Annotated in this window: 22 protein-coding genes and 1 riboswitch; of the genes, 15 read left to right on the top strand and 7 right to left on the bottom strand. The window is 66.6% G+C overall.

Annotation, left to right across the window (positions count from 1 at the left end; genetic code table 11):
- Positions 1–23: 23 nt before the first annotated feature.
- The 3 genes from soxB (at position 24) to ACVMDN_RS35200 (ending at position 3,603) form a co-directional block, all read left to right on the top strand.
- Entirely contained in the window at positions 24–1,772 is a 1,749-nt protein-coding gene (gene soxB / locus ACVMDN_RS35190) for a thiosulfohydrolase SoxB (RefSeq protein WP_076834894.1), read from the top strand.
- The gene (locus ACVMDN_RS35195) at positions 1,769–2,224 is read left to right on the top strand and encodes a DsrE family protein (protein ID WP_076834893.1); all 456 of its coding nucleotides are present in this window, start codon (positions 1,769–1,771) and stop codon (positions 2,222–2,224) included. Before soxB ends, ACVMDN_RS35195 begins: the two co-directional genes overlap by 4 nt.
- A gap of 338 nt (positions 2,225–2,562) precedes the next feature.
- Positions 2,563–3,603 (top strand): MBL fold metallo-hydrolase, encoded by a 1,041-nt coding sequence (locus ACVMDN_RS35200; RefSeq protein WP_076834892.1) that lies wholly within the window; start codon positions 2,563–2,565, stop codon positions 3,601–3,603.
- 168 nt (positions 3,604–3,771) lie between these two features.
- Here the strand turns inward: ACVMDN_RS35200 and ACVMDN_RS35205 are convergent, their stop codons facing one another.
- The 3 genes from ACVMDN_RS35205 to ACVMDN_RS35215 form a co-directional block, all read right to left on the bottom strand.
- Positions 3,772–4,587 (bottom strand): ABC transporter substrate-binding protein, encoded by an 816-nt coding sequence (locus ACVMDN_RS35205; RefSeq protein ID WP_076834891.1) that lies wholly within the window; start codon positions 4,585–4,587, stop codon positions 3,772–3,774.
- A 200-nt stretch (positions 4,588–4,787) separates the two neighbouring features.
- Positions 4,788–5,561 (bottom strand): ABC transporter ATP-binding protein, encoded by a 774-nt coding sequence (locus ACVMDN_RS35210; RefSeq protein WP_076834890.1) that lies wholly within the window; start codon positions 5,559–5,561, stop codon positions 4,788–4,790.
- On the bottom strand, positions 5,558–6,601 hold the full coding sequence (locus ACVMDN_RS35215; RefSeq protein ID WP_076834952.1) for a FecCD family ABC transporter permease: 1,044 nt from the start codon (positions 6,599–6,601) through the stop codon (positions 5,558–5,560). The genes ACVMDN_RS35210 and ACVMDN_RS35215 overlap by 4 nt, the downstream gene beginning before the upstream one ends.
- Before the next feature lie 112 nt (positions 6,602–6,713).
- Positions 6,714–6,911: riboswitch (cobalamin riboswitch) on the top strand.
- Positions 6,912–7,020: 109 nt separating this feature from the next.
- Between ACVMDN_RS35215 and ACVMDN_RS35220 the strand changes: the two genes are divergently transcribed.
- The 4 genes from ACVMDN_RS35220 (at position 7,021) to ACVMDN_RS35235 (ending at position 10,769) form a co-directional block, all read left to right on the top strand.
- On the top strand, positions 7,021–9,285 hold the full coding sequence (locus tag ACVMDN_RS35220) for a TonB-dependent receptor (protein WP_076834889.1): 2,265 nt from the start codon (positions 7,021–7,023) through the stop codon (positions 9,283–9,285).
- Between the two features lie 112 nt (positions 9,286–9,397).
- Positions 9,398–9,571, top strand: coding sequence for a hypothetical protein (locus ACVMDN_RS35225; RefSeq protein WP_194295436.1), 174 nt, complete (start codon positions 9,398–9,400; stop codon positions 9,569–9,571).
- Between the two features lie 206 nt (positions 9,572–9,777).
- Positions 9,778–10,383 (top strand): ABC transporter substrate-binding protein, encoded by a 606-nt coding sequence (locus tag ACVMDN_RS35230; RefSeq protein WP_456834685.1) that lies wholly within the window; start codon positions 9,778–9,780, stop codon positions 10,381–10,383.
- Complete coding sequence (locus tag ACVMDN_RS35235; RefSeq protein WP_456834684.1) at positions 10,380–10,769, top strand: ABC transporter substrate binding protein; 390 nt, start codon at positions 10,380–10,382, stop codon at positions 10,767–10,769. The genes ACVMDN_RS35230 and ACVMDN_RS35235 overlap by 4 nt, the downstream gene beginning before the upstream one ends.
- Positions 10,770–10,787: 18 nt before the next feature.
- Here the strand turns inward: ACVMDN_RS35235 and ACVMDN_RS35240 are convergent, their stop codons facing one another.
- Complete coding sequence (locus ACVMDN_RS35240) at positions 10,788–12,035, bottom strand: ATP-grasp domain-containing protein (RefSeq protein ID WP_141339962.1); 1,248 nt, start codon at positions 12,033–12,035, stop codon at positions 10,788–10,790.
- 226 nt (positions 12,036–12,261) lie between these two features.
- Between ACVMDN_RS35240 and ACVMDN_RS35245 the strand changes: the two genes are divergently transcribed.
- Entirely contained in the window at positions 12,262–13,500 is a 1,239-nt protein-coding gene (locus ACVMDN_RS35245; protein WP_076834886.1) for an MFS transporter, read from the top strand.
- A 28-nt stretch (positions 13,501–13,528) separates the two neighbouring features.
- Here the strand turns inward: ACVMDN_RS35245 and ACVMDN_RS35250 are convergent, their stop codons facing one another.
- Positions 13,529–13,981, bottom strand: a complete 453-nt coding sequence (locus ACVMDN_RS35250) for a MarR family winged helix-turn-helix transcriptional regulator (RefSeq protein WP_076834885.1) — start codon at positions 13,979–13,981, stop codon at positions 13,529–13,531.
- Between the two features lie 76 nt (positions 13,982–14,057).
- Here ACVMDN_RS35250 and ACVMDN_RS35255 point away from each other — a divergent pair, with 76 nt between their 5' ends.
- Together ACVMDN_RS35255 and ACVMDN_RS35260 are read left to right on the top strand one after the other, a co-directional pair.
- A complete protein-coding gene (locus ACVMDN_RS35255; protein WP_244559028.1) occupies positions 14,058–15,878 on the top strand; it encodes a chloride channel protein in 1,821 nt (606 codons plus the stop codon).
- Positions 15,879–16,234: 356 nt separating this feature from the next.
- Positions 16,235–17,953, top strand: coding sequence for an N-acyl-D-amino-acid deacylase family protein (locus tag ACVMDN_RS35260; protein ID WP_076834884.1), 1,719 nt, complete (start codon positions 16,235–16,237; stop codon positions 17,951–17,953).
- 224 nt (positions 17,954–18,177) lie between these two features.
- On the opposite strand, the gene ACVMDN_RS35265 is transcribed toward ACVMDN_RS35260, so the two are convergent.
- Positions 18,178–19,506, bottom strand: a complete 1,329-nt coding sequence (locus tag ACVMDN_RS35265) for an MFS transporter (RefSeq protein WP_057021225.1) — start codon at positions 19,504–19,506, stop codon at positions 18,178–18,180.
- Positions 19,507–19,728: 222 nt separating this feature from the next.
- On the opposite strand from ACVMDN_RS35265, the gene ACVMDN_RS35270 reads away from it, so the two are divergent.
- The 5 genes from ACVMDN_RS35270 to ACVMDN_RS35290 all read left to right on the top strand — a co-directional run bounded on the left by ACVMDN_RS35270 (position 19,729) and on the right by ACVMDN_RS35290 (position 25,368).
- Positions 19,729–20,490 (top strand): class I SAM-dependent methyltransferase, encoded by a 762-nt coding sequence (locus ACVMDN_RS35270; RefSeq protein ID WP_076834883.1) that lies wholly within the window; start codon positions 19,729–19,731, stop codon positions 20,488–20,490.
- 36 nt (positions 20,491–20,526) lie between these two features.
- A complete protein-coding gene (locus ACVMDN_RS35275) occupies positions 20,527–21,180 on the top strand; it encodes an ABC transporter ATP-binding protein (RefSeq protein ID WP_057021223.1) in 654 nt (217 codons plus the stop codon).
- Positions 21,177–23,636: an ABC transporter permease gene (locus tag ACVMDN_RS35280; RefSeq protein ID WP_076834882.1), complete on the top strand. Its 2,460-nt coding sequence runs from the start codon at positions 21,177–21,179 to the stop codon at positions 23,634–23,636. Before ACVMDN_RS35275 ends, ACVMDN_RS35280 begins: the two co-directional genes overlap by 4 nt.
- Positions 23,626–24,711: a lipocalin-like domain-containing protein gene (locus tag ACVMDN_RS35285; RefSeq protein ID WP_076834881.1), complete on the top strand. Its 1,086-nt coding sequence runs from the start codon at positions 23,626–23,628 to the stop codon at positions 24,709–24,711. The genes ACVMDN_RS35280 and ACVMDN_RS35285 overlap by 11 nt, the downstream gene beginning before the upstream one ends.
- A gap of 267 nt (positions 24,712–24,978) precedes the next feature.
- Positions 24,979–25,368, top strand: a complete 390-nt coding sequence (locus ACVMDN_RS35290) for an MAPEG family protein (protein WP_057021220.1) — start codon at positions 24,979–24,981, stop codon at positions 25,366–25,368.
- Between the two features lie 168 nt (positions 25,369–25,536).
- On the opposite strand, the gene ACVMDN_RS35295 is transcribed toward ACVMDN_RS35290, so the two are convergent.
- Entirely contained in the window at positions 25,537–26,727 is a 1,191-nt protein-coding gene (locus ACVMDN_RS35295; RefSeq protein WP_057021219.1) for an ABC transporter substrate-binding protein, read from the bottom strand.
- Between the last annotated feature and the right edge of the window lie 72 nt (positions 26,728–26,799).

Here is a 26,799-nt window from a genome sequence, read left to right on the forward strand (position 1 = left end):
CCAGGGGCCGCGCGGAGAGAATGATGATCATCCGCCGCCGGGAATTCCTGAAAGCTGCGGCCGCCGCAACGCTGACGGCCGGCCTGCCCCGCCTTGCGCGCAGCGCCGATACCGCCAGCGTCTACGACCTCGAGCGGTTCGGCAACGCCCGCATCCTGCACATGACCGACACGCATGCGCAGCTGAAGCCGGTGTTCTTCCGCGAGCCCGGCGTCAATCTCGGCGTCGGCGCGATGGCCGGCCAGCCGCCGCACCTCGTCGGCAAGGCGTTCCTCGACCGCTTCGGCATCCGGCCCGACAGCGCCGACGCCTACGCCTTCACCTGCGTCGAATTCGAGAAGGCCGCCGGCCGTTTCGGCCGGCTCGGCGGCTTCGCCCACCTGAAGACACTGGTCGACAAGCTGCGCGCCGATGTCGGCGAAAAGCGTTCGATCCTGCTCGACGGCGGCGACCTCTGGCAGGGCTCGGCGCTCGCCAACGCCATGAACGGCGCCGACATGGTGGAGGCCGCCAATCTGCTCGGCATCGAGGCGATGACCGGGCACTGGGAATTCACCTATGGCGAGCAGGTGCTGCGCGACAACCTCTCCCGCTTCAAGGGCGAGTTCCTGGCGCAGAACGTGTTCCTGACCGAGGAAGCCGCGTTCAACGACGCCAAGGCGTTCGACCCGGCTTCGGGACGGGTGTTCAAGCCGTCCTTCATCAAGGAGATCGGCGGCCATCGCGTTGCGATCATCGGCCAGGCCTTCCCCTACGTGCCGATCGCGCATCCGAAGCGCTTCACGCCGGACTGGAAGTTCGGCATCCGCGACGAGGAGCTGCAGAAGCTCGTCGACGGCCATCGCAACAACGACAAGGTCGAGGCGGTGATCCTGCTGTCGCATAACGGCATGGATGTCGACCTCAAGCTCGCCAGCCGCGTCACCGGCATCGACGTCATCCTCGGCGGGCACACCCACGACGCGATCCCGATCCCGATCACGGTGACCAATGCCGGCGGCGTCACGCTGGTGACCAATGCCGGCTCCAACGGCAAATTCATCGGCGTGCTCGATCTCGACCTTGCCAAGGGCAAGGTCGCCAATGTCCGCTACCGGCTGCTGCCGGTGTTCGCCGAACTGCTGAAGCCCGATCCTGCGATGCAGACGCTGATCGACAAGATGCGCGATCCGCATGCCGACGAATGGAACAACAAGCTGGCCTCGGCCGACCGGCTGCTCTACCGCCGCGGCAATTTCTCCGGCACCGTCGACCAGTTGATCTGCGATGCGCTGCTGAACGAGCTCGACGCCGAGATCGCGCTGTCGCCGGGCTTCCGCTGGGGCATCACCACGCTCGCCGGCCAGCCGCTGACCATGGAAGACGTGCTGTCGGAAACCGCGATCACCTATCCGGAGACCTACGTCGCCAAGATGACGGGTAGCCAGATCAAGGATGTGCTGGAAGACGTTTGCGACAATCTGTTCAACGTCGATCCCTATTATCAGCAGGGCGGCGACATGGTCCGCGTCGGCGGCCTCGCCTACACCTGCACGCCGGCCGAGACTGTCGGCAAGCGCATTTCCGAGTTGAAGCTTGGCAACGGCAAGCGTCTCGAAGCCGGCAAGCACTACAAGGTCGCAGGCTGGGCCTCGGTCAACCAGCAGAGCGGCGCGCCGATCTGGGATGTCGTCGCCAGGCACCTGCGCTCCGGCCGGCCGCCGAACCGCGACGAACCCGGCGTGACGCTGAAAGGCGTCGAGGACAACCCGGGCATCGCGAGGCACGGATGACGCGCCGCGCGCTGATCGCGGCATTCGGCCTTGCTGCGCTCGCGCTGGCGACGCCGCTCGCGCGTGCCCAGCAGGCGCCGTTGCAGGACAAGCCGTTCGCCGAGCACAAGGTCGTGCTGCAGCTCTCCGACAACGATCCGAGGAAGCAAGGCCTCGTCATCAGCGTCGCCAACAATCTGATGAAGCACTACGACCCCGACAAGGTCGCGGTCGAGATCGTCGCCTTCGGCCCGGGCATCGACCTGCTCAAGCCCGACAACCCGAACCGCAAGCTGGTCGAGAGCCTGGTCGCGCAGGGCGCGCGGGTCGACATCTGCCTCAACACCGTCGACACGATCGAACGCGACAGCGGCAAGCGGCCGGACTACATCGCCGTCGCCACCCCCGTGCAGGTCGGCGTCGCGCAGATCTTGCTGCTCACCGAGAACGGATACACGCTGGTCCGGCCGTAACGGCCCCGTCGTCATTGCGAGCCAACGGGTCGCGCGAACGCGCGCCCGCAGGAGCAGGCTGGAGTTACGTGCGGCCGTAACTTCGTCTCTTCCACGACCTCGATGCATATCCCGTCATCCTGAGGCGCGAGCGGAGCGAGCCTCGAAGGATGCACGGCCCAGATGCCTTGTCCCATTCGCGGAAAGACCCGGGCCGTCCACCCTTCGAGACGCGCGCAAGAGCGCGCTCCTCAGGGTGACGGGATCCGGCTGGGGTGGGGATGGATTTGCTTTGAACGGACCCTATCTATGGAATAATATCCTCCATGTGACTCGGCCCGGAGAATAGGTAAGCCGTCATGATCTTTCGCCAGCTCTTCGACAGCGTATCCGGAACCTACAGCTATCTGCTCGCGAGCCGCGCCGGCGGCGAGGCACTGATCCTCGATCCGGTGCTGGAGAAGGCCGATCGCTACTGCAAGCTGCTCCAGGAACTTGACCTCAGGCTGGTCAAGGCCGTCGATACGCACCTGCACGCCGATCATGTCACCGGCCTCGGCGAGCTGCGCGACCGCACCCAGTGCATCACCATCATGGGCGAGCAGAGCAAGGCCGACGTGGTGTCGATGCGCGTCTCCGACGGCGACAAGGTGACGATCGAGGGCCTTTGCCTCGAGGCGCTGTACACGCCCGGCCACACCGACGATTCCTACAGCTATCTGATGGGCGACCGCGTCTTCACCGGCGACACGCTGCTGATCCGCGGCACCGGCCGCACCGACTTCCAGAACGGCAGCGCGCGGGCGCAGTACGATTCGATCTTCAACCGGCTGCTGAAGCTGCCGGAGGAGACCATGGTGTTCCCCGCGCATGATTACAAGGGCGACACCGTCTCCACCATCGGCGAGGAGAAGCGCTACAATCCGCGGCTGCAGGTCAAATCGATCGACGACTATGTCGAGCTGATGAACAACCTCAATTTGCCGAACCCGAAGCTGATGGACGTCGTGGTGCCCGCCAACATGCATGTCGGCCTGCACCAGGACGAACTCGCCAAGGAAGGCCTCTCCCTCAGCGCGCGCGACGCCATCGCGAGTCTCGGCCGCCCCGATATCCTTCTGGTCGATTTGCGCGAGAGCGGCGAGCGGGCCAAGCACGGCACGCTCGCGGGCGCGCTGCACGCGCCCTATCCGGGGATTTGCGCCACCCTGCAGCCCGGCGGCATGCTGCGCGAGGTCGCCGCCGCAACCGGCCGCCGCGTCGTGTTCTTCTGCGCCTTCGGCGAGCGCTCGGCGATGGCGGTGGCCGCCGCGAAGAAGGCGGGACTGGCCAACACCGCGCATATCGATGGCGGCATCGATGCGTGGAAGAAGGCCGGCGGGCCGGTGGTGATGGGATAGTCTCATAACCCTTTAGCCCGCTCGCAAATATCTCACCGTCTGAGGTGCGAGCGAAGCGAGCCTCGAAGGGCGACGGCCACACTCCTTCCGCGAACTCCTGGAAGTATCCGGGCCGTGCATCCTTCGAGACGCGGCTTCGCCGCTCCTCAGGATGACGGGTTTGGAAGGTCACTGCGTCACTCGCTGCAACTCTTCCGTCAGGCGATCCAGCGCATCCGCCAGCATCACGCCGCCGCACACCGTGAGCCGCTCCGGCAGCACGATGCGCTTGCTTTGCGGATAGAAGCGCTCCAGCGCCGGATGCAGCAGGAAGGCGCGACCGTCATCCTCGGCGCGGTCGCCGGCTTCCGACACCAGGATGAAATCCGGCCGGAGTTTTACGATCGCCTCCAGCGAAGCAAACCCGCCTGCGCCGACGCCAAGTTCGCCGGCGGCGTTGGCGAGGCCGGCTGCCGCCAGCAGCGAGCTGACCAGGCTATGGTCGCCCGAGACAAAGCCGCGCCGCTCCAGCGGCAGCACGCGGTAATGATGCGCGCTTGCCGCCGCCCGCGCATGCGCGATCGTCGCATCGAGGCGCGCGATCTCGGCCTCCGCGCGATCGGGATGCTGCACCACATCGCCCATCGCGCGAATCTGGTCCTTCACCTCGTCCAGCGTGCGCGGCACGGTGAATTCGACGAGGTGCAGCCCGTGGGCCTTCAACAGATCGCGGGTCGCGCGCTTGTCGAACAGGCTGACCACGACGAGGTCGGGCTTGAGCAGCAGCACGTCCTCGGCCTCGCCGGACAGGCGCGGAAAGTTTCGCGCCTTCTCCGCGGCCCAGGATTGCCAGGCATCGCGCGAGAAGCGGCTGAGGCCGATAATCTGGTCCGGATCGGCCAGCGACAGCACGAGCTGGTCGCTGCAGACATTCATCGAGACGATGCGCGGTCCGGCGGCGAACGCGGCGCCGGCGGAAATAAGCCACAGCAGTATCGCGACCACCGCACCAAGATGAAGCGAAGCGAGATGGCTGCCACGCTGAAGGTGCGCCCCCTCTCCCGCTTGCGGGGGAGGGTTGGGGTGGGGGTTTCGCCGCGAGCCATATCGTGGAGAGAGCCCCCACCCGCTGCGCTCGTCGAGCGCAGCGACCTCCCCCGTAAGCGGGAGAGGTGAACTGAGCTTGTGGTGAGGCCGTGGCCACATCAGACGTCCGCCCACGGCACGATGACGGCTTCGCGCTGAAATTCGGCGCGATAGGCGCTGACCCGGAACACGCTGGCGAGGACGCTCTCCGACAGTGCCTCGACGGGCGCGCCTTGCGCTGCCAGCCGCCCCTCCGCGAGCACCAGCACATGATCGGCAAAGCGCGCGGCGAGTCCCAGGTCATGCGTCACCACGATCACCAGCACACCGGCATCGGCGACGTTGCGCAGCTTCTGCATCACGTCGATCTGGTGGCGTGGATCGAGCGAGGCGGTCGGCTCGTCGGCGAGGATCACCGGCGCCTCCACCGCGAGCACCCGGGCCAGCGCGACGCGGCTGCGCTCGCCGCCGGAGAGTTCGGTGACGCGGCGATCGCTGAACTCAGTGACGTCGACCGCCTGCATCGCGCGCAGCACCGCCTCCATATCCGTCTGCGACAGCCGCGCCGGATCGGTCGCGCCGTGCGGATAGCGGCCGAGCGCGACGATGTCGCGCGCCGGCAGCGGCCAGTGCACCATGTGCCCCTGCGGCAGGTAGGCAAAACGTTTCGCACGCTCGCGCAGCGGCAGCGACGCCAGCGGATCGCCGCCGATCCGGATCTCGCCGCCCGACGGAATCAGCCCGGAGAGTGCGCGCAGCAGCGTGGTCTTGCCGGCGCCGTTCGGCCCGACCAGCGCGACCAGATGGCCCGATGGCAACGACAGCGAGACATCGTGCAGCACCTTGCGGCTGCCGAGCGAGGCATTGAGAGCGGCGGCGGAGAGCAGCGTCATGCCACGCCTCCGCCGAGCGCGCGGCGTTCGCGCATGATCAGATAGAGGAAGAACGGCACGCCGATGATCGAGGTCAGCACGCCGACCTTGATGTCGGAGGTCGAGGGAATGATGCGCACCGCGATGTCGGCCGCGAGCAGCAACGCCGAGCCGGTGAGCGCACTGGGCACCAAGAGCCGCGCCGGATCGTGACCGATCACGGGACGCATCAGATGCGGCGCAACCAGGCCGATGAAGCCGATCGTGCCGGTGACTGCGACCGCGCCGCCGACGCCAAGCGCCACGCCCGTGATCACGAAGAGCCGCAACCGCCCGACGTCGACGCCGAGGCTCTGCGCCGCCTCCTCGCCAAGCGTCAGCGCGCGGAAGGCGCTCGCCTGGCTGAGCAGGATGGCGGCGCCCGCGACGATGAAGGGCAGCGCCAGCGCCACGTGCTGGAAGCTGCGGTCCTCCAGCGAGCCGAGCAGCCAGAACGCGATCTCCAGCACCACAAACGGATTGCTCGAGAGATTCATCACCAGTGCGGTCGCGGCTCCCGCAAAGCTCGAGATCGCGAGCCCAGCGAGGATCAGGATCAACAGCCCGGCATTGCTGCCGGCGATCGCAAGCAGCGCGAACACCGAGCCGAAGGCGGCGATGATCGCCACCACCGGCAGCGCGTAGGAGCGCACATCGGCGAGGCCCAGCGCGATCACCAGCACCGCGCCGAACGCCGCCGATTGCGGCGCGCCGAATAGCGACGGCGAGGCCAGCGGATTGCGCAGCAGCCCTTGCAGCGCCGCACCGGACAGCCCGAGAATGCCGCCGATCGCAAATGCCAGGATGGTGCGCGGCAGGCGGATCTCGCGCACGATCACCTGCGCCACATCGCTGCCGCCGCCGAACAGCGCCTCGATCACCGCGAGCGGCGACAGCCGCACCGGCCCGATGCCGAGCGAGAGCACACACAGCAGGACCACGAGCGCGAGCAGCGCCGCCGTGGCGCCCCACCGGCGCCGCGCCGCGACCTCGGCCGCCAAGGCAAAATCCTGCGCGCTCATCGGATCCATGCTCTTACAGCGATCGCCGTGGCAGACAAGCGACACTCGACAAAAACCGTGGCCGCGCGGCCGCCGCCCGACTTCCGCCGGATTGACTTTGCTACCCGGCCGAACCCTAGATGAACATGACGGTTCTTTCATGAGATGAAAAGGGAATGCGGTACGGGGAAACTTCCCCAACGCCGCGGCTGCCCCCGCAACTGTATGCGGTGAATCCTTCGTCACAGGCCACTGGGAATCTCGGTCCTGGGAAGGCGACGAAGGGTAACGACCCGCGAGCCAGGAGACCTGCCGTCAGCCGTGGTCACACGCGATGCTGCCGGTCGGGGAGTACAGGCATGAGCTTCACCTGATGCTGTGAGCACGATGGTGAGACTGGTTCGCGGTGACGTGCCACTGACGTTGCCGAGGCCTTGCTTATGTTCTCCTTCCCTTTCCATCGGCGGCGCCGCGCGCTTCTGCTCGCGTCGACGATGATCGCGCCGGCGATCCTTGTCTCCGCAGCGCGGGCGCAGCAGGCACCCGCTCCCGATCAGCTGCCGGCGATCGAAGTCACCAAGCCGGGCGACCAGAACGTCACGCGCGCCAGGCCGGCCGCTGACGAAGCGCCGGCGCCGCGACGCCCGGCGCCGGGCACCTCGCAAGGCAACAATACAGGCAGCGGAGCCGGATCGGGCACGACAGGGACCGGCGTGGCCACCGGAACGGGCGGCACCGGCGGCCGCCAGTTCGCCGGCATTGTCGGCTCCTCCTCGGCCGTGATCACCGCCGACGACATCGCGCATTCGCCGGTGCAGTCGTTACCCGAGATCCTCGCGCAGGTGCCGGGCGTGCAGCTGCAAACGCCCTATGGCGGACCGAACGGCGCCAAGACGTCGGTCGACCTGCGCGGCTTCGGCGCATTCGCGACCGACAATACCCTTTTCCTGCTCAACGGCCGCCGCCTCAACGACGTCGACAAGGCCGGCTTCGACCTCACCACGATTCCGCTCGATTCGATCGAGCGCATCGAGATCACGCGCGGCAACAGCGGCGCGGTGCTCTACGGCGACAACGCGGTGGGCGGCGTCGTCAACATCATCACCAAGACCGGCGTCGGCGGCCCGCCGACGACGATGCGGGCCGAGGCCGGAGTTGGCTCGTTCAACACCCGCATGGCCGCGGTCTCCGCGGCGCTCAATTCCGGCCCGTGGTCCACCTCGTTCTACGGCAACGGCATCAAGTCGGACGGCTACCGCGTCAACAATGCGCTCGACCAGCGCAACGCCGTCGGCAACATCAACTACACGACGCCTGATCTCACCGCCTTCCTGACCGTCACCGGCAGCGACCAGAAGCTCGGCCTACCCGGCGGACGGCTGGTCGATCCGTCGATCGGCGTGAACGAGCTGCTCACCGATCGCCGCGGCGCCGCGACGCCCTTCGACTATGCCAACCAGCAGACCGCCAGCGTCACCGCCGGCTTCACCAAGACGCTGATGAACGGCGTCGACCTCATCGTCGACGGCGGCTGGCGGCAGCGCGAGACGCAGAGCGGCTTCTTCGGCACGGTGCCGACCATCAGCTTCGCCTCGACCTACAATGACGCCGCGCTGCAGACCTGGTCGCTGACGCCGCGGCTCAGCGTCAAGAATGTGATGCTGGGCGTGCCGTCGACGATCCTGACCGGCATCGACTATTACGATTCGAGCTTCCGCGAGGCGCGCGGCGCCTATCAGGGCGTCGACCCGTTCCACATCTACAATATCGAGCAGCAGAGCGTGGCCGGCTATTGGCAACATACGCTGGGCCTGTTGCCAACGACCGACATCTCCTACGGCGCGCGCGTCCAGAATACCAGCATCTCGGCGCGCGATCGCTACGACCCGAATGCGCCGTTCGCGTTCGACACGCAGGCGGCACCGCTCGACAGCAACGAGACGCAATACGCCCTGCATGTCGGCGCCGAGCATCGCCTGACCGACACCTTCTCGGTGTTCGGCCGCGCGGCACGCGCATTCCGCACGCCTGATGTCGACGAACGCGTCGCGTCGGGTCCGTCATTCGACCCGCTGACCTTCGCCCCGATCCCGCAGAATTTCCAGCTCAAGACCCAGACCTCGCAGGATGTCGAGGGCGGCTTTCGCGTCAGGACCAACCTGTTTCAGGTCCAGACCAGCGTCTATCTGATGGATCTCGAGAACGAAATCCATTTCAACCCGGTGCTGTTCTTCAACACCAACCTCGACCCCACCCGCCGCTATGGCTCGGAAACCAGTGCCTCGCTCAAGTTCAGCGATACGGTGACCCTGCGCGGCGGCATGGCGATCACCCGCGCGGTGTTCCGCGAAGGCATCTGGGCCGGCAACGACGTGCCGCTGGTGTCGCGCTACACCGGCAATCTCGGCGTCACCTGGAATATCTGGCAGAACTATCTGGTGTTCGACGCCACGGTGCGGGCCTGGAGTTCGCGCATCATGGACAACGATCAGGCCAACACCCAGAGCCGGATTCCCGGAAACGCCACCGCCGATATCAAGCTGAGCGGGCAAGTTGACCGCTTCTTCTGGTCACTGAGCGTGAACAACCTGTTCAACGCGCTCTATTACGACTACGCCATCGCGAGCACGTTCACCGAAGGCCGCTTCTCGGCCTATCCGCTGCCCGGCCGCACCTACATGGTAAAGGCCGGCGCGACGTTCTAGAGCGTGAACCGGTGGGGCGGGTCTGCCCCGCCGCACCGTCCCCGAACATTACAAACGCACCGAAACTGGGGTAGAGTTCCGGCAGCTGATTTGACCCGCGCAGGGGAAACGCATGGCCAAGGCCGGGAAGCAGACCAAGGGCGGCACGAAGACCAAAGACAAGACCGACGACAAGGCGAAGAAACCTCCGCCAGCCGCAGCGCTACAGGACGATGATTATTACGAGGACGGCGATATCGCCACACCGAAGCTCGACCGCTACGGCAATGATGACGAGCCGTTGTGAGGCCCGGCGAATATCGATCCACAGATCCTGCGCGCAGTCGCGCGCGGCGGCCTCGTAGCTCGCGAGCTACCGAGCCCGGCTCGTCGTCGCCAAGCAGACATTAGGTCGCAGCGAGGTCATCGGCCGGACCACCCTTCCGGATTGGTTGCCCACCCCCTGGATGCTAGGCTTCGCATGGACGCTGGGTCCTTGCTGGGGGCGGTGCCATGAGGTTTGCGAAGGCGGTGCTCACGGTCTTCTGCATGATCGCGTCGATGTGCGACCCGTCCGATGCGCAACAGGCCCCCAGGAAAGTAGGAATCCTCGTCAACGGCAGCCCGTCGCCGCTGTTCGACTCCATCAAGAAGAACCTTCTGAGCGACTTCGCCGAGCGCGGCTATCTCGAAGGACGCGACATCGTCATCGAACCGCGATTTGCCGAATCGAAGCTCGAGCGCCTTCCGGGCCTCGCCTCGGAGCTGGTCGGTGCGAATGTGGATGTCATCCTCGCACTCGGCGGCCCGGCGTCGGTCGCGTCGCAGAAAGCCACGTCGACGATCCCGGTGATCTTTGCGATCGTGACCGATCCGGTCGCGTTGAAGCTTGTCGCCTCGATGGAAAAACCGGGAGGCAACGTCACGGGCCTCACCAACCTCGATCCGCAGCAGGCCAGCGACCAGTTCAAGCTTCTGAAGGAGGCATTCCCCGGGATCACGCGCGTTGCGATTCTCAGTGATCAAACGATCCCGGCGCGGATGAACGCGGGCTCGCCCCGATTGATCGTGCCAACGAGGCAGCAGCCAAGGCCCAGGGGGTGGAGCCGCAAATCGTGAAGGTCAAGGGTGCAGACGATCTGGAGGCCGCGATTGCCGGGATGGCAAAGGAGCGCGCGCAGGCGCTGCTGGTCCTTGAAGTGCCGGTGCCCTGGAGCAATCGAAAACGAGTCGGTGAACTGGCCATCAAGAACCGCTTGCCGGCAATGTTTCCCGGCGGCCAGGCGGACGCCGGCGGGGTGATTACTTATGGGGCCAACGTCGCCGATACATGGCGCGAGTTTGCGACATTCGCCGACAAGATTTTCAAGGGCGCGAAGCCGGGCGACCTGCCAGTCGGCGTCGTCACCAAGCGAGAGCTGATATTCAATCTCCAGGCGGCCCAGGCCGTGGGCGTCGAGATTCCACCGGAGCTCTTGAAGCGCGCAGACAAGATCGTGCGGTGAATTCGCGCTGGAGGGATACTAGCGGAAATCGCCATTCTCGATCGCCTTGATGCTGCCGCGATCGAGCAGATGCGCGCCAAAGCCGCCGCGCGCCAGCGATGAGGCGATCTGCGGTGATGCCAGCAGCAGCACTGTCGTCATCGCAAGCGGCACGGCGCTGAGCCAGTCGAGCCGCACCGGCGTCAGCTCTTCGCTGCTTCCCCGATAGTGCCCTTCGCCCGCGGCGATGCGGCCGCATTCCCGGATCAGGTCACGCCGCGTACCATCGCGCGACGCACTGCCGAGCAGCGCCTGCATCGCCAGATGCGTCCGCACCCCGGCGCGCCCCTCGGCCAGCGGCGCCGGCGTTTCGCCGCGCGAGACGCGCAGCAGCAGGTCGACCAGATCGACGCCCGACTGAAAGGCGTTCATCGGCTCGACCAGCCGTGGGTTGCAGTCGATCAGCAGCGGCGTCGCGCTGTCGAGCGGCATGATGACGTCGACCGAGAGCGCACCGTGCCAACCAAGATGCGCGCCGATGGTCTCGAGGCCGGCGCGGATCGCCAGCCGGCTCACGCTCTCCTTGATCGCCTCGCCGCCGCCGACACCGGCCGCAATCTGGCGGTAGGCATGGAAGCCGACGAGCGTGCCGTGGCAGAACACCGACTGCGCCTTCTCGACCGTGCCGGTGACCAGATCCTGCGCCAGCACCTCGCCGGCAAAATCGCCTGAGGATTCGAGGTCGTAGAGCGCGCGATTGAGATCACCAGCGTCGCGCACGAACCAGACACCGCGGCTGGCGGTGCCGACCGACGTTTTGACAACGGAGGGAAAGCGCACCGCCTCGCGCAGCTCCTCGGCCGAGTTCACGATCCGGGTCGGCGGCTGCGGCAGGCCGAGCCGGTCGAGCAGGCGGCTGAACCCGGCCTTGCTGTGCACGGCGCGATAGCTGGCGAAATCCGGCAGCGCGAGGCCAGTGCGTGAGGCCAGCCCCGCCGCGGCGCGGGCGAACAGAAATCCCTGTTCATGGGTCGGCAGCAGCACATCGAAATGCCGCGAGGCCAACAGGCGCTCGACGAAGCGCAGGAAGCCGGCCGGATCCGACCGCAGCGGCGGACAATGGTGGTATTTGCGGACAAAGCGCGAGTAGCGCGCCAGGCACCAGCGCGAGGGGTCGCAAACCTCGACGTGATGGCCGGCCAGGCCCAGGATCGTGATCGCCTCGCGGCCGGAGGTGCTGGAGCCCTCCGACACCAGCACGCGGAGCTGCTTTTTGGCGTCGATCATGGCCGATCATCGCCGTGCCGCCGTGCTTTGTCGCCGCATTTAATGCCGCATGTGTCGATCCGGCACGCCCGCGCCGGGGGCAGCCATGCGCCCGCGTTCATAGACAATTAGCGGCCGATCTCTATTTTCGGCGGGCCCTGCCGGGCATTTTGTTTGACGCGTTTTCTTCACGCGAACCGGTACCCACTTCGCTTGAAAACGCTATGGAACTGGGGTTTTCGACGACATGGTCGACGTTCTGGCCGCACCGCAGCAAGCGAAAGCCGACAGTGCGCTGCGCACGCTGACGGGGATTTCGGTCGCCCATTGGGTCAGCCATTTCCATATCTTCGTGCTGCCGATGCTGTTCCCGTTCCTGAAGCAGCAGCTCGGCGTCGGCTATGTCGAGCTCGGCCTGGCGCTGACGGTGTTCGCGGCGGTCTCCGGGCTGACCCAGGCGCCGATCGGTTACCTCGCCGACCATTTCGGCGCGCGCAAGATCCTGTTGATCGGACTGACCGTCGGCGGTTGCGCGCTGATCGGGCTCGGCCTGCATCTCAGCTATACGTCGCTGATCGTCTGCGCGGTGCTGCTGGGCCTCGCCAACAGCGTCTATCATCCGGCCGACTACGCGATCCTCTCGGCGCATATGGACGAGGCGCGGATGGGCCGCGCCTTCTCGATCCACACCTTCGCCGGATTCCTCGGCGGCGCGGTGGCGCCCGCGATCATGGCGGCGCTCGTGGCCTCGATCGGCGGCCTCGGCGCGCTGATCGTCGCCGGTGCGGTCGGGCCGCTGGTGGCGCTGTTCCTGATCGTGCTCGGCATTCCCGATGCCGGCGCCAACAAGAACAAGGCAAAGGAGGGCGCCGCGCCGAAGGCGAGCGTGATCACGCCGGCGCTGATGGTGCTGACGGCCTTCTTCACGCTGCTCAGCCTGTCGACCTCGGGCATCAACAATTTCGGCGTGGTCGCACTGATGGGCGGCTACGGCGCGTCGTTCTCGACGGCCAATATCGCGCTGACCGCATTCCTCGGCGCCAGCGCGGCCGGCGTGCTCGCCGGCGGCTACCTCGCCGACTGGACCCACCGCCACAGCCAGGTCGCCGCGGGCTGCTTCGCGGTCAATGCCGCCCTTGTGCTGCTGATTGCGCTGCTCGACCTGCCGCCGGTGGCGCTCACGCTGGCGATGGGGCTTGCCGGATTCCTCGGCGGGGTGATCGCGCCGTCCCGCGACATGATGGTGCGCAACGCGGCACCGCCCGGCGCCGCCGGCCGCGCCTTCGGCATCGTCTCCACCGGCTTCAACTTCGGCGGCATCGTGAGCCCGCTGCTGTTCGGCTGGATCATGGACCAGCACATGCCGCACTGGGTGTTCGGCGCCTCCGTGGTGTTCATGGTGCTGACCGTGCTGCTTGCCCTCGTCACCGAGCGCAAGCCGCAGGCTTCGGGATACGAGGCCGAGACCGCCAGCCCGCGCGCCTGAAACGCGAAACGTTGCGCACGCAGCGCGCTCACTCCGACCGTCGCGACAGCACCTGCTTCAGGAGCGGCTCGATGCGCGACAGCTCATCGAGATGGACCGCCGACAATTCGGCGAGATGATCGGCCGCAAGGCCGGTTAATTTCAGCAGCACTCGCCGCTGGTCGGCGGGATCGAGCACGCGCTCGACCAGCCCGGCCTCGGACAGCCGGTCGACCAGTTCGACCGTGGTGTGGTGACGAAGCCGCAGCCGTTCGGCCAGATCACCGACCGCAACCGGCCCGCCGCCCGGATACCCCCGGATCGCCAGCAATGCCTGATGCTGCCGCGGTGTCAGGCCTGCGGCCTTCGCGGCGTCCTGGCTGAACTCCAGAAACCGGCGGATCAGATAGCGAAATTGCGACAGCGTTTCGTAATCGCCCTGGCTGGGAACCCGCTTCTGGTCCTGCCTCGGCGATTTCGACGGTGCTTTCAACGCTGCCATTCGATGTCTCCCGCTTGTAATTATATCGCAATGCGATATGACGCCGCGTCCACTTCACCCGAGCCTTACGCCACCAATGAGCGCCATTTCCACCAAATCGAGCGTCTCCGCCACGAACACCGCCCCAAACACCGCCAAAATCGGCGAGAAGGCCAGCCACCTCCTGAGCGACTTCACGACCGATCCGCGCGTCGTGGTGATCTCGGCGATCGCCGTGTTTGTCTCCGCCGCAGGCGTGCTGGCCGGGGCGGGACTGCTGCAGCTGATCAAGCTTGCCACCAACATCGCCTATTTCGGCCAGTTCAGCTTCGCCGACCTGAAATTGCAGGATTCGCCGCTCGGGCTCTGGACCGTGCTGGTGCCGGTCGCGGGCTCGCTCATCATCGGGCTGATGGCGCGTTTCGGCAGCGAGAAGATCCGCGGCCACGGCATCCCGGAAGCCATCGAGGCCATCCTGCTCGGCCGTTCCCGGCTCGACCCCAAGGTGGCGATCCTGAAGCCGTTGTCGTCGGCGGTGTCGATCGGCACCGGCGGCCCGTTCGGCGCCGAGGGCCCGATCATCATGACCGGCGGCGCGATCGGCTCGCTGATCGCGCAGATGCTCCCGGTCAGCGACAACGAGCGCAAGACCCTGCTGGTGGCGGGCGCCGCCGCCGGAATGACCACGGTGTTCGGAACGCCGATCGCCGCGATCATGCTCGCGGTCGAACTGCTGCTGTTCGAATGGACGCCGCGCAGCTTCATTCCCGTCACCGTCGCCGCCGTGGTGGCGGCGGTCGGACGCACCTTCCTGCACATGCCCGCGCCGCTGTTTCCGTTCACCGGCGGCGTCGACATCTCGGTGCTGCAGCTCGGCGCCTGGATGCTGATCGGGATCCTCTCCGGGCTGCTGTCGGGCGTGCTCACCCAGCTGGTCTATGGCTGCGAGGACATCTTCCTCAAGCTGCCGATCCACTGGATGTGGTGGCCGCTGATCGGCGGCTTGGTGGTCGGCCTCGGCGGCTTGATCGAGCCGCAGGCGCTCGGCGTCGGCTATGACAACCTCGCGTCGATGCTGCAAGGCGATGTGGTGCTGAAGGCCGCGCTGCTGCTGCTCGTGGTGAAAGCCGTGATCTGGTCGGTCGCGCTCGGCTCGGGCACCTCGGGCGGCGTGCTGGCGCCGCTGCTCATCATGGGCGGCGCGATGGGAACGGCGCTGAGCGGCTATCTGCCTGAAGCGAGCCCCGGCTTCTGGGCGTTGCTGGCGATGGCGGCGACAATGGGCGGCACGATGCGCTCGCCGCTGACCGCGACCTTCTTCGCCGTCGAACTCACCGGCAACACCCATGTGCTGCTGCCGCTGATCGCAGCCTGCGGCACCGCGCACGGCGTCACGGTGCTTTTGATGCGGCGCTCGATCCTGACCGAGAAGGTGGCTCGGCGCGGCCATCATCTGGTGCGCGAGTACCGTGTCGATCCGTTCGCGCTGACCCGCGTGCGCGACGTCATGACCAAGGCGGTCGAGACCGTCGCCGACACCATGACGCTGCACGGCGCGGCCGCCTTCCTGACCAACCCGAAGACCGGTCACCCCAGCTTTCCCGTCGTCGACGCCAACCACCACGTGCTCGGCGTGATCGACCCGCCGTCCGTGCTGCGCTGGCGCCGCGCCGGCAAGCATCGCACCGCGACGCTCAAGCAGCTGCTGGCCGGCAGCAAGATCACCGTCGCCTATCCCGACGAATATCTCGACCGGCTCGCCGACCGCCTGATGCAGGTCAACGTCTCGCATCTGCCTGTGATCTCGCGCGAGGATCAGCGCCTCGTCGGTTATATCGGCTGGAAGGACCTGATGCGCGTCCGCGCCAGGCTGCAGGCCGAAGAGACCCAGAAGACGGCGTTCTTCGGCGCGCGATAGCGCAATACGAGTTCATTTCGAATCGAGCCGCGGACTCCGTTTCACCTCGCCCCGCGTGCGGGGAGAGGTCGGAACGCATCGTTAGATGCGTTCCGGGTGAGGGGGAGCTTCCACAAACGCAGCTATCACCGCTTATGCGGAGACAGCCCCTCACCCCACCCCTCTCCCCGTGAGTACGGGGAGAGGGAGCGCAGCGCCGCCTGCCGTCGAGGAACAAATTTCCGTCGGGCGGCAACGTTCGATCCCAGCTGGCAAATCAGCATCAGCGCATCCCAGAGCTTCATCGGCGCTGGTTGACAGCATCAGGGGCTGACCCATGATGCCGTCAACCAAAAACAGCCTCGGGATGAAATGCCATGACCTCGACCCCAGACCTCGTGATCCGCGGCGGCACCATCGCCGACGGCAAGGGCGGCGACCTCTATGAAGCCGATGTCGCGATCACAGGCGGCAAGATCACCGAAGTCGGCAAGGTCTCGGCAAAGGGCAAGGAAGAGATCGACGCCCGCGGCAAGCTGGTGGCGCCCGGCTTCGTCGACGTCCACACCCATTACGACGGCCAGGTGACCTGGAGCCAGGACATCACGCCGTCGTCGCAGAACGGCGTCACCACGGCGATCATGGGCAATTGCGGCGTCGGCTTCGCGCCGTGCCGGCCGAGCGACCACACCAGGCTGATCCAGCTGATGGAAGGCGTCGAAGACATTCCGGAGCCGGTGCTCTCCGCCGGCATTCCCTGGGCGTGGGAGAGCTTCCCCGACTACATGGAGTGGCTGTCGAAGCGCAATTTCGACATGGACATCGGCGCGCAGCTGCCGCATGCGGCGCTGCGGGTCTATGTGATGGGCGAGCGCGGCGCGCGCCGCGATCCCGCAACGGCCGAGGACAACAAGGCGATGGCGGCGCTCGCCGGCGACGCGGTGCGGGCGGGCGCGCTGGGTTTCTCGACCTCGCGCACGCTCAATCACCGCACCTCGACCGGCGACTACACGCCGACGCTGAAAGCCGGCGAGGATGAACTGACCGCGATCGCCGGCGCGATGCACGGCGTCGGCCGCAGCGTGCTGCAATTCGTGCTCGACCAGAGCACCGTGCACGAGGACCTGCCGATGATGCTGCGGGTCGCCGAGAACACAAGGTGTCCGATCTCGTTCTCGGTCGCCCAGGCCGACAAGGCGCCGCGGCGTTGGCGGCAGACCATGGACACCATCAACGAAGCCGCCGCCCGCGGCCTGTCGATCACGACCCAGATCGCGGCGCGGCCGGTCGGGCTGCTGCTCGGGCTCGAATTGTCGCGCAACCCGTTCCAGACCCATCCGAGCTATCGCGAGATCGCCAAATTGCCGCTGGCCGAGCGGCTCGCGCATCTGCGCCGACCCGAGGTGCGCGCGACGATCCTGAGCGAGAGCGCGACGGCGACCGACGATCCGCTGTTCTTCCGGCCGAACTACGACAAGATGTATCTCTTGGGTAATCCGCCGAACTATGAGCAGCCGCCGGAAAACGCGCTCGGGCCGCAGGCGCGGCGCCAGGGCCGTCAGCCGGAAGAGCTTGCCTATGACGCGATGCTGACCGACGAGGGTCGCGGCATGCTCTATGTGCCGTTCCTGAATTACGCCGACGGCAATCTCGACGCCGTGCATGAGATGCTGCGCGAGCCCAGTGCCGTGCCCGGCCTGTCCGACGGCGGCGCGCATTGCGGCATCATCTGCGATGCCAGCTTCCCGACCTATCTCTTGACGCACTGGACGCGCGACCGCAGCCGCGGCGAGAAGCTCTCGATCCCGTTCGTGGTCGCGGCGCAGTCGCGCAAGACCGCGCTGTCGGTCGGTCTGTATGATCGCGGGGTGATCGCTCCTGGTTTCAAGGCCGACGTCAACGTGATCGATTACGACCGGCTGCATTTGCACCCTCCGAAGGTGCATTACGACCTGCCGGTCGGCGGCCGCCGCCTCCTGCAGCAGGTCGACGGCTATGACGCCACCATCGTGTCGGGCATCGTGACCCAGCGCGAGGGCAAGGCCACCGGCGCACGCCCGGGCAAGCTCGTCCGCGGCGCGCAGGGGATGAATTGAGAGACGCAGCGATCCGGGCGACAGGACTCCCGCCTCTCCCCTTGTGGGAGAGGCCGGATCGCATGCAGCGGAGCGCAATGCGATCCGGGTGAGGGGTTGCGGTCTCTCGAGGGACGAAACTCGCGGAGGCAGACCCCTCACCCGGATTTCCCGCTGACGCGCGAAATCCGGCCTCTCCCACAAGGGGAAAGGCGAAGTGGAGCGAGTTGCCAGAGGTGCGCCCCTTACGTCGGCGACATCGCACCTTTGATCGTGCCCGCCGGCTGCGACGTGCCGGTCAGCCGCGCCCGCTCGCTGTTCGGCCACAGCAGCAGCAATCCGAGCAGGCCGGAGCCGGCCATGATCGCCGCGTTGATAGTGAAGCCGGACATGTAACCGGCCATCGGCGTTGCCGCGTGCTGGATCACATTGCCCATCACCATCGGCGCCAGGATGCCCGAGATCGTGTAGAGCGCGCCGTAGATCGCGATGATCGCGCCGCGCTGCGACACCGGCGTGAACTCGCCGAGCATCGGCGGGCACACCACGTAGATCGAGCCGCACAGGCCGGAGCCGATCACCAGCAGCGCGATCATGATCCCGCCGGGCGGCGCATAGGGCAGCATCGCAAGGATGGCGCCGCCGAAGATCAGCGGCACCGAGCCGAGCACGCCGCGCGCACCGCGGGTGGTGAAGCCGCGCGTCAGCATCAGCTGCGAGATCCAGCCGGTCAGCAGCACGATCGTCGCGCCGAAGATCCAGGGCAGGATCGAGACGAAGCCGGCCTGGTGCTGCGAGAAGCCGAGCCCCTCGATGATGAAGGACGTGAACCAGGTGAGCCCGAGCGACAGCGCCCAATAGGCGCCGAAGGTTGCTACCACGCAGCCGATGAAGGTGCGCGAGGTCAACAGCTTCCAATACGGAATCCGCGGCTCGTCGGCCGCCACGGCAGACGTCGACACCAGCGGCCCTTCCTTGCCGAGCGCGAACCAGGCGACCGCCCAGATCAGGCCGACGATGCCGAGCGCGCCGAAGGCGTGATGCCAGCTGTGATTGACGATGATCCAGTTCAGCGCGGGCACCGCGAGGATCACGCCGAACGCGGAGCCCTGCGACAGGATCGCGGTCGGCAGCGTACGCTTCTCGTCCGGAAACCATTTGTAGATCGCGTGCGCCGCGACCGAGAACGCCGGCCCCTCGCCGGCGCCGAGGATGATGCGGCAGATCACCAGCGTCGTGAAGCTGACGGTGCCGACCATCGGAAATTGCGCCAGCGACCAGATCACCGCCAGGATCAGCAGCACCCAGCGGGTGGCGACGCGGTTGACGATGAAGCCGACCACGATCGCCGAGATCGAGAACAAGAGGAAGAATGACGAGCCGAGATCGCCGAACTGCTCCTGGGTGAGGCCCATTTCCTTCTTGATCGGCACGCCGGCGAGCCCGACCACGATCTTGTCGGCAAAGTTCACCACCATGAACAGGAATAGAAGGAAGGTGATTTGCCAGGCGCCCTTCGGCGTCCCCTTTGACAGCCCCTCTGACGTCCTCTTGGACGTCGCTTGCGTAGTCATGTCCGGCTCCCCGTCGTTTCGTTTTGGCTTCGTAAATCGGCCCCGTCCGGCGATGCTAGCCACGCCTCGCCGTGCAACGCAACACCGCATTTCCTCGGGGTTGTGCGCCCCGGAGCGCTTCTAACGGCCCGATCACGATCGCGTCGGTCGCGCCAGTGGAGCGGTGAACTGTCATGTCCCGACTGCTATGTTCAGGGCCAACGAAAAGCCCGGGGTTATTTCATGAACAGATTGATCCTACGTGCCACCGCTTGCGCTGCACTTATGTCCGCCGCGCTGCTTGCCGCGCCTCAAGTCCGCGCGGAAGACGCCGCCAATCCCGACTACGCCGCGATCGTCGCCGCACCCGATCGCAGCGATGCGGATCGCCAGGTCGACCAGCGCCGGCAGCCGGCCGAGATGCTCACCTTTGCCGGCGTCAAGCCGGGTATGACGATCCTCGACATGGCGGCGAGCGCCGGCTACAGCACCGAACTGTTGGCGCGCACCGTCGCCCCGTCGGGCAAGGTCTACGCACAGGATTCCGCGACCGTGCTCGAGCGCTTCGTCAAGGACAAGTTCGACACCCGCGCCAAGGCGCCGGCGATGAAGAACGTGGTCCATGTGGTGCGGGACTATGACGACCCGATCCCGCCCGAGGTCAAGGACCTCGACATGATCACCTTCTTCTTTTTCTATCACGACATCACCTATCTGCCTGTCGACCGCGCCGCGATGAACAAGAAGATGTTCGCCGCGCTCAAGCCGGGCGGCTTGCTCGTGATCGCGGATCACTCGGCCAAGACGGGCGCAGGCACCGGTGTCGCCAAGACGCTGCACCGGATCGAGGAGAGCACCTTGAAGCAGGAGATCGAGGCGGCGGGCTTCAAGCTGGTGGCCGAGGGCGATTTCCTGCATCATGCGGAGGACCCCAAGGACATTCCCGTCTTCAAGGCACCGGTGCCGATCGACGAGTTCGTCCTGAAATACCAGAAGCCGCAATGAGGCCCAGCCATCGCTTCATCTGACCAGACCGCCGCGGTGCTTCGCGTCACCGGCCTGACCAAGAGTTACCGTTCTGCCGGCGAAGACGTCGCTGTGCTGCGCGGCGTCGACCTTGCCGTTGCGACCGGCGAGAGCGTGGCGCTATCAGGCGAATCCGGCAGCGGCAAGAGCACGCTGTTGCATCTGATCGCGGGGCTCGATGCCGCCGATAGCGGCGAGATCGCCCTCGCCGACACCGTCGTCTCCCACCTCAGCGACGCCGGTCGTGCCGAATTGCGCCGCAACCGGCTCGGCCTCGTGTTCCAGCAGTTCAATTTGATCCCGAGCCTGACGGTCGCGGACAATCTCGTGTTTCAGTCGCGCATCGCCGGACGGCATGACGCGGCCTGGCACGACGAACTGGTCGAGCGCCTTGGGCTGAAGCAGTTGCTGAAGCGCTATCCCGAGCAACTGTCCGGCGGCCAGCAGCAGCGCGTGGCGATCGGCCGCGCGCTGGCGCCAAAGCCGCTGTTGCTGCTCGCCGACGAGCCGACCGGCAATCTCGACGAGGACACTGCCGACGAGGTGCTGGCACTGGCACGCGATCTGGTGACCCGCACCGGCTGCGGCTTCCTGATGGTCACGCACAGCGCGCGGCTCGCCGCGACGCTCGACCGCCAGGTCACCCTGCATGCCGGGATCGTCGCATGAGGCGCGCGCTGTGGATCCTCGCGGTGCTGCTCAGCCACTGGCGGCGGCATCCGATGCAGCTCGCAACGCTCTTGATCGGACTGATCTCGGCCACCGCGCTGTGGAGCGGCGTGCAGGCGCTGAACCAGCAGGCCCGCATCGCTTATGATCGCGCCGCCGCGACCTTCGGCGGGTCGCGGACTGCAATGCTGGTCGCCAGGGACAGCGCGACCTTCCCGCAACAACTGTTCGTCGATCTGCGCCGTGCCGGCTGGCCGGTGTCGCCGATGCTGGAGGGCCGGGTCCAGATCGACGGGCGCAGCTTCCGCCTGCTCGGCGTCGAGCCGGTGACGCTGCCGTCCGAGGTCGGCAACGCGCCGGCGGTCGGACGCGGCAGCCTGCAGTCCTTCGTCACGCCGCCGGGCGAAATGCTGGTGGCGGGCGAAACGCTGCGCGATCTCGGCCTCAAGGAAGGCGAGCGGCCGCAGGCCAACGGCATGAGCTTGCCGCCGCTGCGCGTGCAGGCCGAGCTCGCGCCCGGCGCACTGATCGTCGATATCGGCATCGCGCAGGACATCCTCAAAGTGCCCGGCCAGGTCTCGCGCCTGCTCGTCGGCAAGTCCAAAGCGCCGCACACAGCGTTCGAAAACGTGGCGGGTGACAAGCTCCGCCTGGTCGAGCCGAGCGCGGAGAGCGACCTCGAACGCCTCACCGACAGCTTCCATCTCAACCTCACCGCGTTCGGGCTGCTGTCGTTCTTTGTCGGCCTGTTCATCGTCAACTCCGCGATCGGCCTCGCCTTCGAGCAGCGGCTGCCGATGCTGCGCACACTGCGCGCCTGTGGCGTCTCGGCGCGAATGCTCAACACCGTGCTGGTGATCGAGCTGGTGTCGCTGGCGCTGGTCGCCGGCCTCATCGGCCTCGTCTGCGGCTACTTCATTGCGGCTGCCTTGCTGCCGGATGTCGCGGCCTCGCTGCGCGGGCTCTATGGCGCGCAGATTCCCGGACAGCTTTCGCTTAAACCCGCCTGGTGGTTCGCCGGCATCGCTATCAGCATTCTTGGCGCGCTCGCCGCGGCGGCTGCGAGCCTTGCCAAGGCGATCCGGATGCCGGTGCTGGCGACGGCGCAGCCGCAGGCCTGGCAGCAGGCGCAGCGGCGCTGGCTGCTGCTCCAGAGCGCGGCGGCACTCGCGGTGTTTGCGGTCGCCGCGGGCCTGATCTGGTTCGGCGATTCCCTGATCGCGGGCTTCGCCGTGCTCGCCGCGCTGATGCTCGGCGCGGCGCTGATCCTGCCGATGGTCCTGCAGATTGCGCTGGCCTTCGGGCAGCGCAGCGCGCGGGCGCCGGTCGGCATCTGGTTCTGGGCCGACAGCCGCCAGCAATTGTCGGGACTGTCGCTGGCGCTGATGGCGCTGCTGCTTGCGCTCGCGGTCAATGTCGGCGTCGGCACCATGGTGGAAAGTTTCAACCGCACCTTCCTGGTCTGGCTCGACGGAAGGCTCGCCGCCGACGTTTACATCAGCGCCGCCAGCGATCAGCAGGCAAAGGAGATCAAGGCCTGGCTGCGCGATCGGCCCGAGGTTCAGGCCATCCTGCCCGGCGGCCGCGCCGACACCCAGCTCGACGGCGCGCCGATCGAGGTGCTCGGCCTGCCCGACCACGCCACCTATCACGACAGCTGGCCGTTGCTCGAAAGCGTCGCAAATGCGTGGGTTCGGCTGCGGCCCGGCGACACCTGCCTCGTCAGCGAGCAGCTGTCGCGGCGGATGAAGCTGGCGATCGGCGATCATATCGAGGTACCCGCCCCCGGCGGCAACTGGCCGCTCGAGATCGTCGGCATCTATGCCGATTACGGCAACCCCAAGGGCCAGATCGCGGTCAACTTCGCCGCGCTGACCCGGCGCTTCCCGCAGACACCAATGACACGGATGGGCCTCCGCGTGGCACCGGATAAGATCGCACCGCTGATCACCGCGCTACAGGAGAAATTCGGTCTCGATGATCGCAACATCGCCGACCAGGCCAGGATGAAAACGGAATCGAAGCGGGTCTTCAACCGCACCTTCTCGGTGACCGCCGCGCTCAACGCCTTCACGCTCGGCGTCGCCGGCATTGCGCTTTTGACCAGCCTGCTCACGCTGGCCAATTCGCGGCTGCCGCAGCTGGCGCCGCTGTGGGCGATCGGCCTGACCCGGCGGCGGCTCGCCGCGCTCGAACTGTTGAAGACCATGGCGGTCGCGCTGATCACCGCGCTGTTTGCGCTGCCGCTCGGCCTGCTGGTGGCGTGGTGCCTGCTTGCGATCGTCAACGTCAAGGCGTTCGGCTGGCGGCTGCCGTTCCACATTTTCCCGCTGCAGCTGATCGAGCTGCTCGCGGTGGCGCTGGCCGCCGCATTTTGTGCCGCGGCGCTTCCGGTCGCGAGGCTGGCGCGCATGCAGCCCGCCAGCCTGATCAGGATCTTTGTCAATGAGCGCTAGCGGCACCATCACCCGTCGCGCTTTTGCCGGCGGTGCGCTGGGGCTGGCGCTCGGCGGCAAGACGTTCGCGCAGGGCTTCGCCGGGCTCGGCGAGACGGCGGAAGGATTTGCCGCCGTCACGCCGGGCAAGCCATTCACGTTCCCCGCGGACCACGGCCCGCATCCGGAATTCCGGATCGAATGGTGGTACGTGACCGCCAACCTGTCCGACACGAGCGGCGCGGCCTATGGCGCGCAATGGACGCTGTTCCGCCAGGCGATGAAAGCGGGCGGACCGGCCGAGGGCTGGGCCAATCAGCAGCTCTGGATGGGCCACGCCGCCGTGACCAGCGCCGGCACGCACCGCTTCAGCGAAACCTTTGCCCGCGGCGGCGTCGGGCAGGCCGCTGTCGAAGCCACGCCGTTCCGCGCCTGGATCGACGCCTGGGAGCTGCGCGGGCGCGACGCGTTCGATGCTCAGCGCGTCGCACCGCTCGAGCTCAAGGCCTCCGCCGCCGACTTCAGCACCGCGCTGCGGCTCGAGGCCGACCGCGCGCTGGTGCTGCAGGGCGACCGCGGCTACAGCCGCAAGTCGGATCGCGGGCAAGCCTCCTATTACTACAGCCAGCCGTTCTACAAGGCGTCCGGCCGCATCGTAATCGACGACAGACCGGTCGACGTCACGGGCTCGGCGTGGATGGATCGCGAATGGAGCAGCCAGCCATTGGCGGCCGATCAGACCGGCTGGGACTGGTTCTCGCTGCATCTGCCCGGCGACGAGAAGCTGATGCTGTACCGGCTGCGCCAGAAGGACGGCCGCGAAAACCTGTTCGGCAACTGGATCACGCTGGACGGCCGCTCGGCCGAGATCGCCGCCAGCGGCAACAGCATCGCGCCGCTCGCGACCACCGAGATCGACGGCCGCAAGCTGCCGACGTCATGGCGCGTCAGCCTGCCCGCACGCGGCCTTGCCATCGAGACCACGCCGCTCAATGCACGGAGCTGGATGGGAACCAGCTTCCCGTACTGGGAAGGCCCGATCCGCTTCTCAGGCAGCCACGCCGGAATCGGCTATCTTGAGATGACGGGGTACTAGGACGTGACGGAATTGGTCCGAATGGGGCCGCGGCATAACTGTGCTCCCTCGCCCCGTTCTTACGGGGAGAGGGTTGGGATGAGGGGCCGTCTCCGCGTACTCGGTGACAGTTGGTCTCGCCGAGGTCCCCCCTCACCCGGAACGCATCTGACGATGCGTTCCGACCTCTCCCCGCGCGCGAGGAGAGGTAAAGCAAGGCCACATGTCACACCGGGCTTCGCTGTCCCGTCATGACATCGGGGCCAATGGAAAGAGGACACGCCTGACATGTACCACTACACCGCCATCGTCACCTGCCTTGCGGTCGCGCTGCACTTCTTCTTCGCGCTGCAGGTCGCCCGCGCCCGCGCGGTCTACGGCGTCAAGCTGCCGGCGATCACGGGCAATCCGGATTTCGAGCGCATCTACCGCATCCAGATGAACACGCTGGAATGGATGCCGATCTTCCTGCCGTCGCTCTGGCTGTTCGCGGTCTATGTCGGCGATGCCGCCGCGGCGGCGGTCGGCGCGATCTGGGTGATCGGCCGCATCGTCTATTTCATCGGCTATCGCGAAGCGGTGGCGAAACGCAGCCCCGGCTTCGCCATCCAGGCGCTCGCCTGCGTCATCCTCTGGGTTGGCGCGATCGGCGGCGCGGTGTGGCGGCTGGCGCATTGAAGGCGCGGTCGCGCCATAACCACTACCGTCGTCCTGGCGAAAGCCAGGACCCATAACCACAGAGCGTGGTTATGGGCAATCTGATGGCCACAGCGTGGTGCAATAACATCCAATCGGGGTAATGGGTCCTGGCTTTCGCCAGGACGACACCACCCGTGGATATTCGCCTCACTTGGTCAGCGGGCAGCCGCTTTCCTTGGCGGTGAAGAAGGCCTTGTCGCCGGGCACCACGGCGATCTGCTTGTAATAGTCCCACGGCTTCTTCGACTCCGAGGGCTTCTTGACCTCGAACAGATAGAGGTCGTGCACCATGCGGCCGTTCGCGAGCACCTTGCCCTTGGCGAAGGCGTCATCGACCGGCAGCTCCTTCAGCTTGGCGGCGACCGCCTCGCTGTCCTTGGTGCCGGCGGCCTTCACAGCCTTCAAATAGCTCAGCGTCGCCGAATAGGTGCCGGCATGGATCATGCTCGGCATCCGGCTGGTGCGCTTGAAGAAGCGCTCGCTGAAGGCGCGCGAGGCGTCGTCGTGGTCCCAGTAGAAGCCCTCGGTGAGCACGAGACCCTGCGCCGCCTCGAGCCCGAGACCGTGCACCTCCGACAGCGTCATCAACAGGCCGGCAAGCTTCTGGCCGCCGCGCACGATGCCGAACTCGGCCGCCTGCTTGATCGAGTTGGTGGTGTCGAGTCCGGCGTTGGCGAGCCCGATGATCTTGGCCTTCGAGCTCTGCGCCTGCAGCAGGAAGGACGAGAAGTCCGACGAATTGAGCGGCACGCGGACCGAGCCGACCACCTTGCCGCCCTTCGAGGTGACGATGTCGCTGGTGTCCTTCTCCAGCGCGTAGCCGAAGGCGTAGTCGGCGGTCAGGAAGAACCAGGTGTTGCCGCCGGCTTCCGTCAGCGCACCGCCGGTTCCGACGGCGAGCGCGCGGGTGTCATAGGCCCAGTGGAAGCTGTAGGGCGTGCAGGCATCGCCGGTGATACGGGAGGTCGCCGCGCCGACCACGATGTCGATCTTCTTCTTTTCCTTCGACAGCTCCTGCACCGCGAGCGCGACCGACGACGTCGTGAGCTCGGTGATCATGTCGACGTTCTCGACCTCGTACCAGCGCCGCGCGATCGCGGTCGCAAGATCCGGCTTGTTCTGATGGTCGGCGGTAACGATCTCGATCTTCTGTCCCAGCACCTCGCCGCCGAAATCCTCGACCGCCATCCGCGCGGCTTCGAGCGAATATTTGCCGCCGTAGTCGGCATAGACGCCGGACTGATCGTTCAGGATGCCGATCTTGACGCCCTGGGCCATCGCCGGCGCCGCAAGCATCAGGCTGCAGGCCGCGACTGCGGCCAAAAATCCGGACTTCATTCTATGCTCTCCCAGCAGTTTCTATCAGGAAAATCGGCGCGACATTATTTTATAACCCCACGCCTGCCCATC

The sequence above is a fragment of the Bradyrhizobium sp. USDA 4510 genome (assembly GCF_054059095.1).

What these genes read in the sequence shown, in the direction of transcription:
- soxB (WP_076834894.1), top strand. Translation starts at nt 24, where the DNA reads ATGATCATCCGCCGCCGGGAATTCCTGAAAGCTGCGGCCGCCGCAACG.
- ACVMDN_RS35195 (WP_076834893.1), top strand. Translation starts at nt 1,769, where the DNA reads ATGACGCGCCGCGCGCTGATCGCGGCATTCGGCCTTGCTGCGCTCGCG.
- ACVMDN_RS35200 (WP_076834892.1), top strand. Translation starts at nt 2,563, where the DNA reads ATGATCTTTCGCCAGCTCTTCGACAGCGTATCCGGAACCTACAGCTAT.
- ACVMDN_RS35210 (WP_076834890.1), bottom strand. Translation starts at nt 5,561, where the DNA reads ATGACGCTGCTCTCCGCCGCCGCTCTCAATGCCTCGCTCGGCAGCCGC.
- ACVMDN_RS35215 (WP_076834952.1), bottom strand. Translation starts at nt 6,601, where the DNA reads ATGAGCGCGCAGGATTTTGCCTTGGCGGCCGAGGTCGCGGCGCGGCGC.
- ACVMDN_RS35220 (WP_076834889.1), top strand. Translation starts at nt 7,021, where the DNA reads ATGTTCTCCTTCCCTTTCCATCGGCGGCGCCGCGCGCTTCTGCTCGCG.
- ACVMDN_RS35225 (WP_194295436.1), top strand. Translation starts at nt 9,398, where the DNA reads ATGGCCAAGGCCGGGAAGCAGACCAAGGGCGGCACGAAGACCAAAGAC.
- ACVMDN_RS35230 (WP_456834685.1), top strand. Translation starts at nt 9,778, where the DNA reads ATGAGGTTTGCGAAGGCGGTGCTCACGGTCTTCTGCATGATCGCGTCG.
- ACVMDN_RS35240 (WP_141339962.1), bottom strand. Translation starts at nt 12,035, where the DNA reads ATGATCGACGCCAAAAAGCAGCTCCGCGTGCTGGTGTCGGAGGGCTCC.
- ACVMDN_RS35245 (WP_076834886.1), top strand. Translation starts at nt 12,262, where the DNA reads ATGGTCGACGTTCTGGCCGCACCGCAGCAAGCGAAAGCCGACAGTGCG.
- ACVMDN_RS35250 (WP_076834885.1), bottom strand. Translation starts at nt 13,981, where the DNA reads ATGGCAGCGTTGAAAGCACCGTCGAAATCGCCGAGGCAGGACCAGAAG.
- ACVMDN_RS35255 (WP_244559028.1), top strand. Translation starts at nt 14,058, where the DNA reads ATGAGCGCCATTTCCACCAAATCGAGCGTCTCCGCCACGAACACCGCC.
- ACVMDN_RS35260 (WP_076834884.1), top strand. Translation starts at nt 16,235, where the DNA reads ATGACCTCGACCCCAGACCTCGTGATCCGCGGCGGCACCATCGCCGAC.
- ACVMDN_RS35265 (WP_057021225.1), bottom strand. Translation starts at nt 19,506, where the DNA reads ATGACTACGCAAGCGACGTCCAAGAGGACGTCAGAGGGGCTGTCAAAG.
- ACVMDN_RS35270 (WP_076834883.1), top strand. Translation starts at nt 19,729, where the DNA reads ATGAACAGATTGATCCTACGTGCCACCGCTTGCGCTGCACTTATGTCC.
- ACVMDN_RS35280 (WP_076834882.1), top strand. Translation starts at nt 21,177, where the DNA reads ATGAGGCGCGCGCTGTGGATCCTCGCGGTGCTGCTCAGCCACTGGCGG.
- ACVMDN_RS35285 (WP_076834881.1), top strand. Translation starts at nt 23,626, where the DNA reads ATGAGCGCTAGCGGCACCATCACCCGTCGCGCTTTTGCCGGCGGTGCG.
- ACVMDN_RS35290 (WP_057021220.1), top strand. Translation starts at nt 24,979, where the DNA reads ATGTACCACTACACCGCCATCGTCACCTGCCTTGCGGTCGCGCTGCAC.
- ACVMDN_RS35295 (WP_057021219.1), bottom strand. Translation starts at nt 26,727, where the DNA reads ATGAAGTCCGGATTTTTGGCCGCAGTCGCGGCCTGCAGCCTGATGCTT.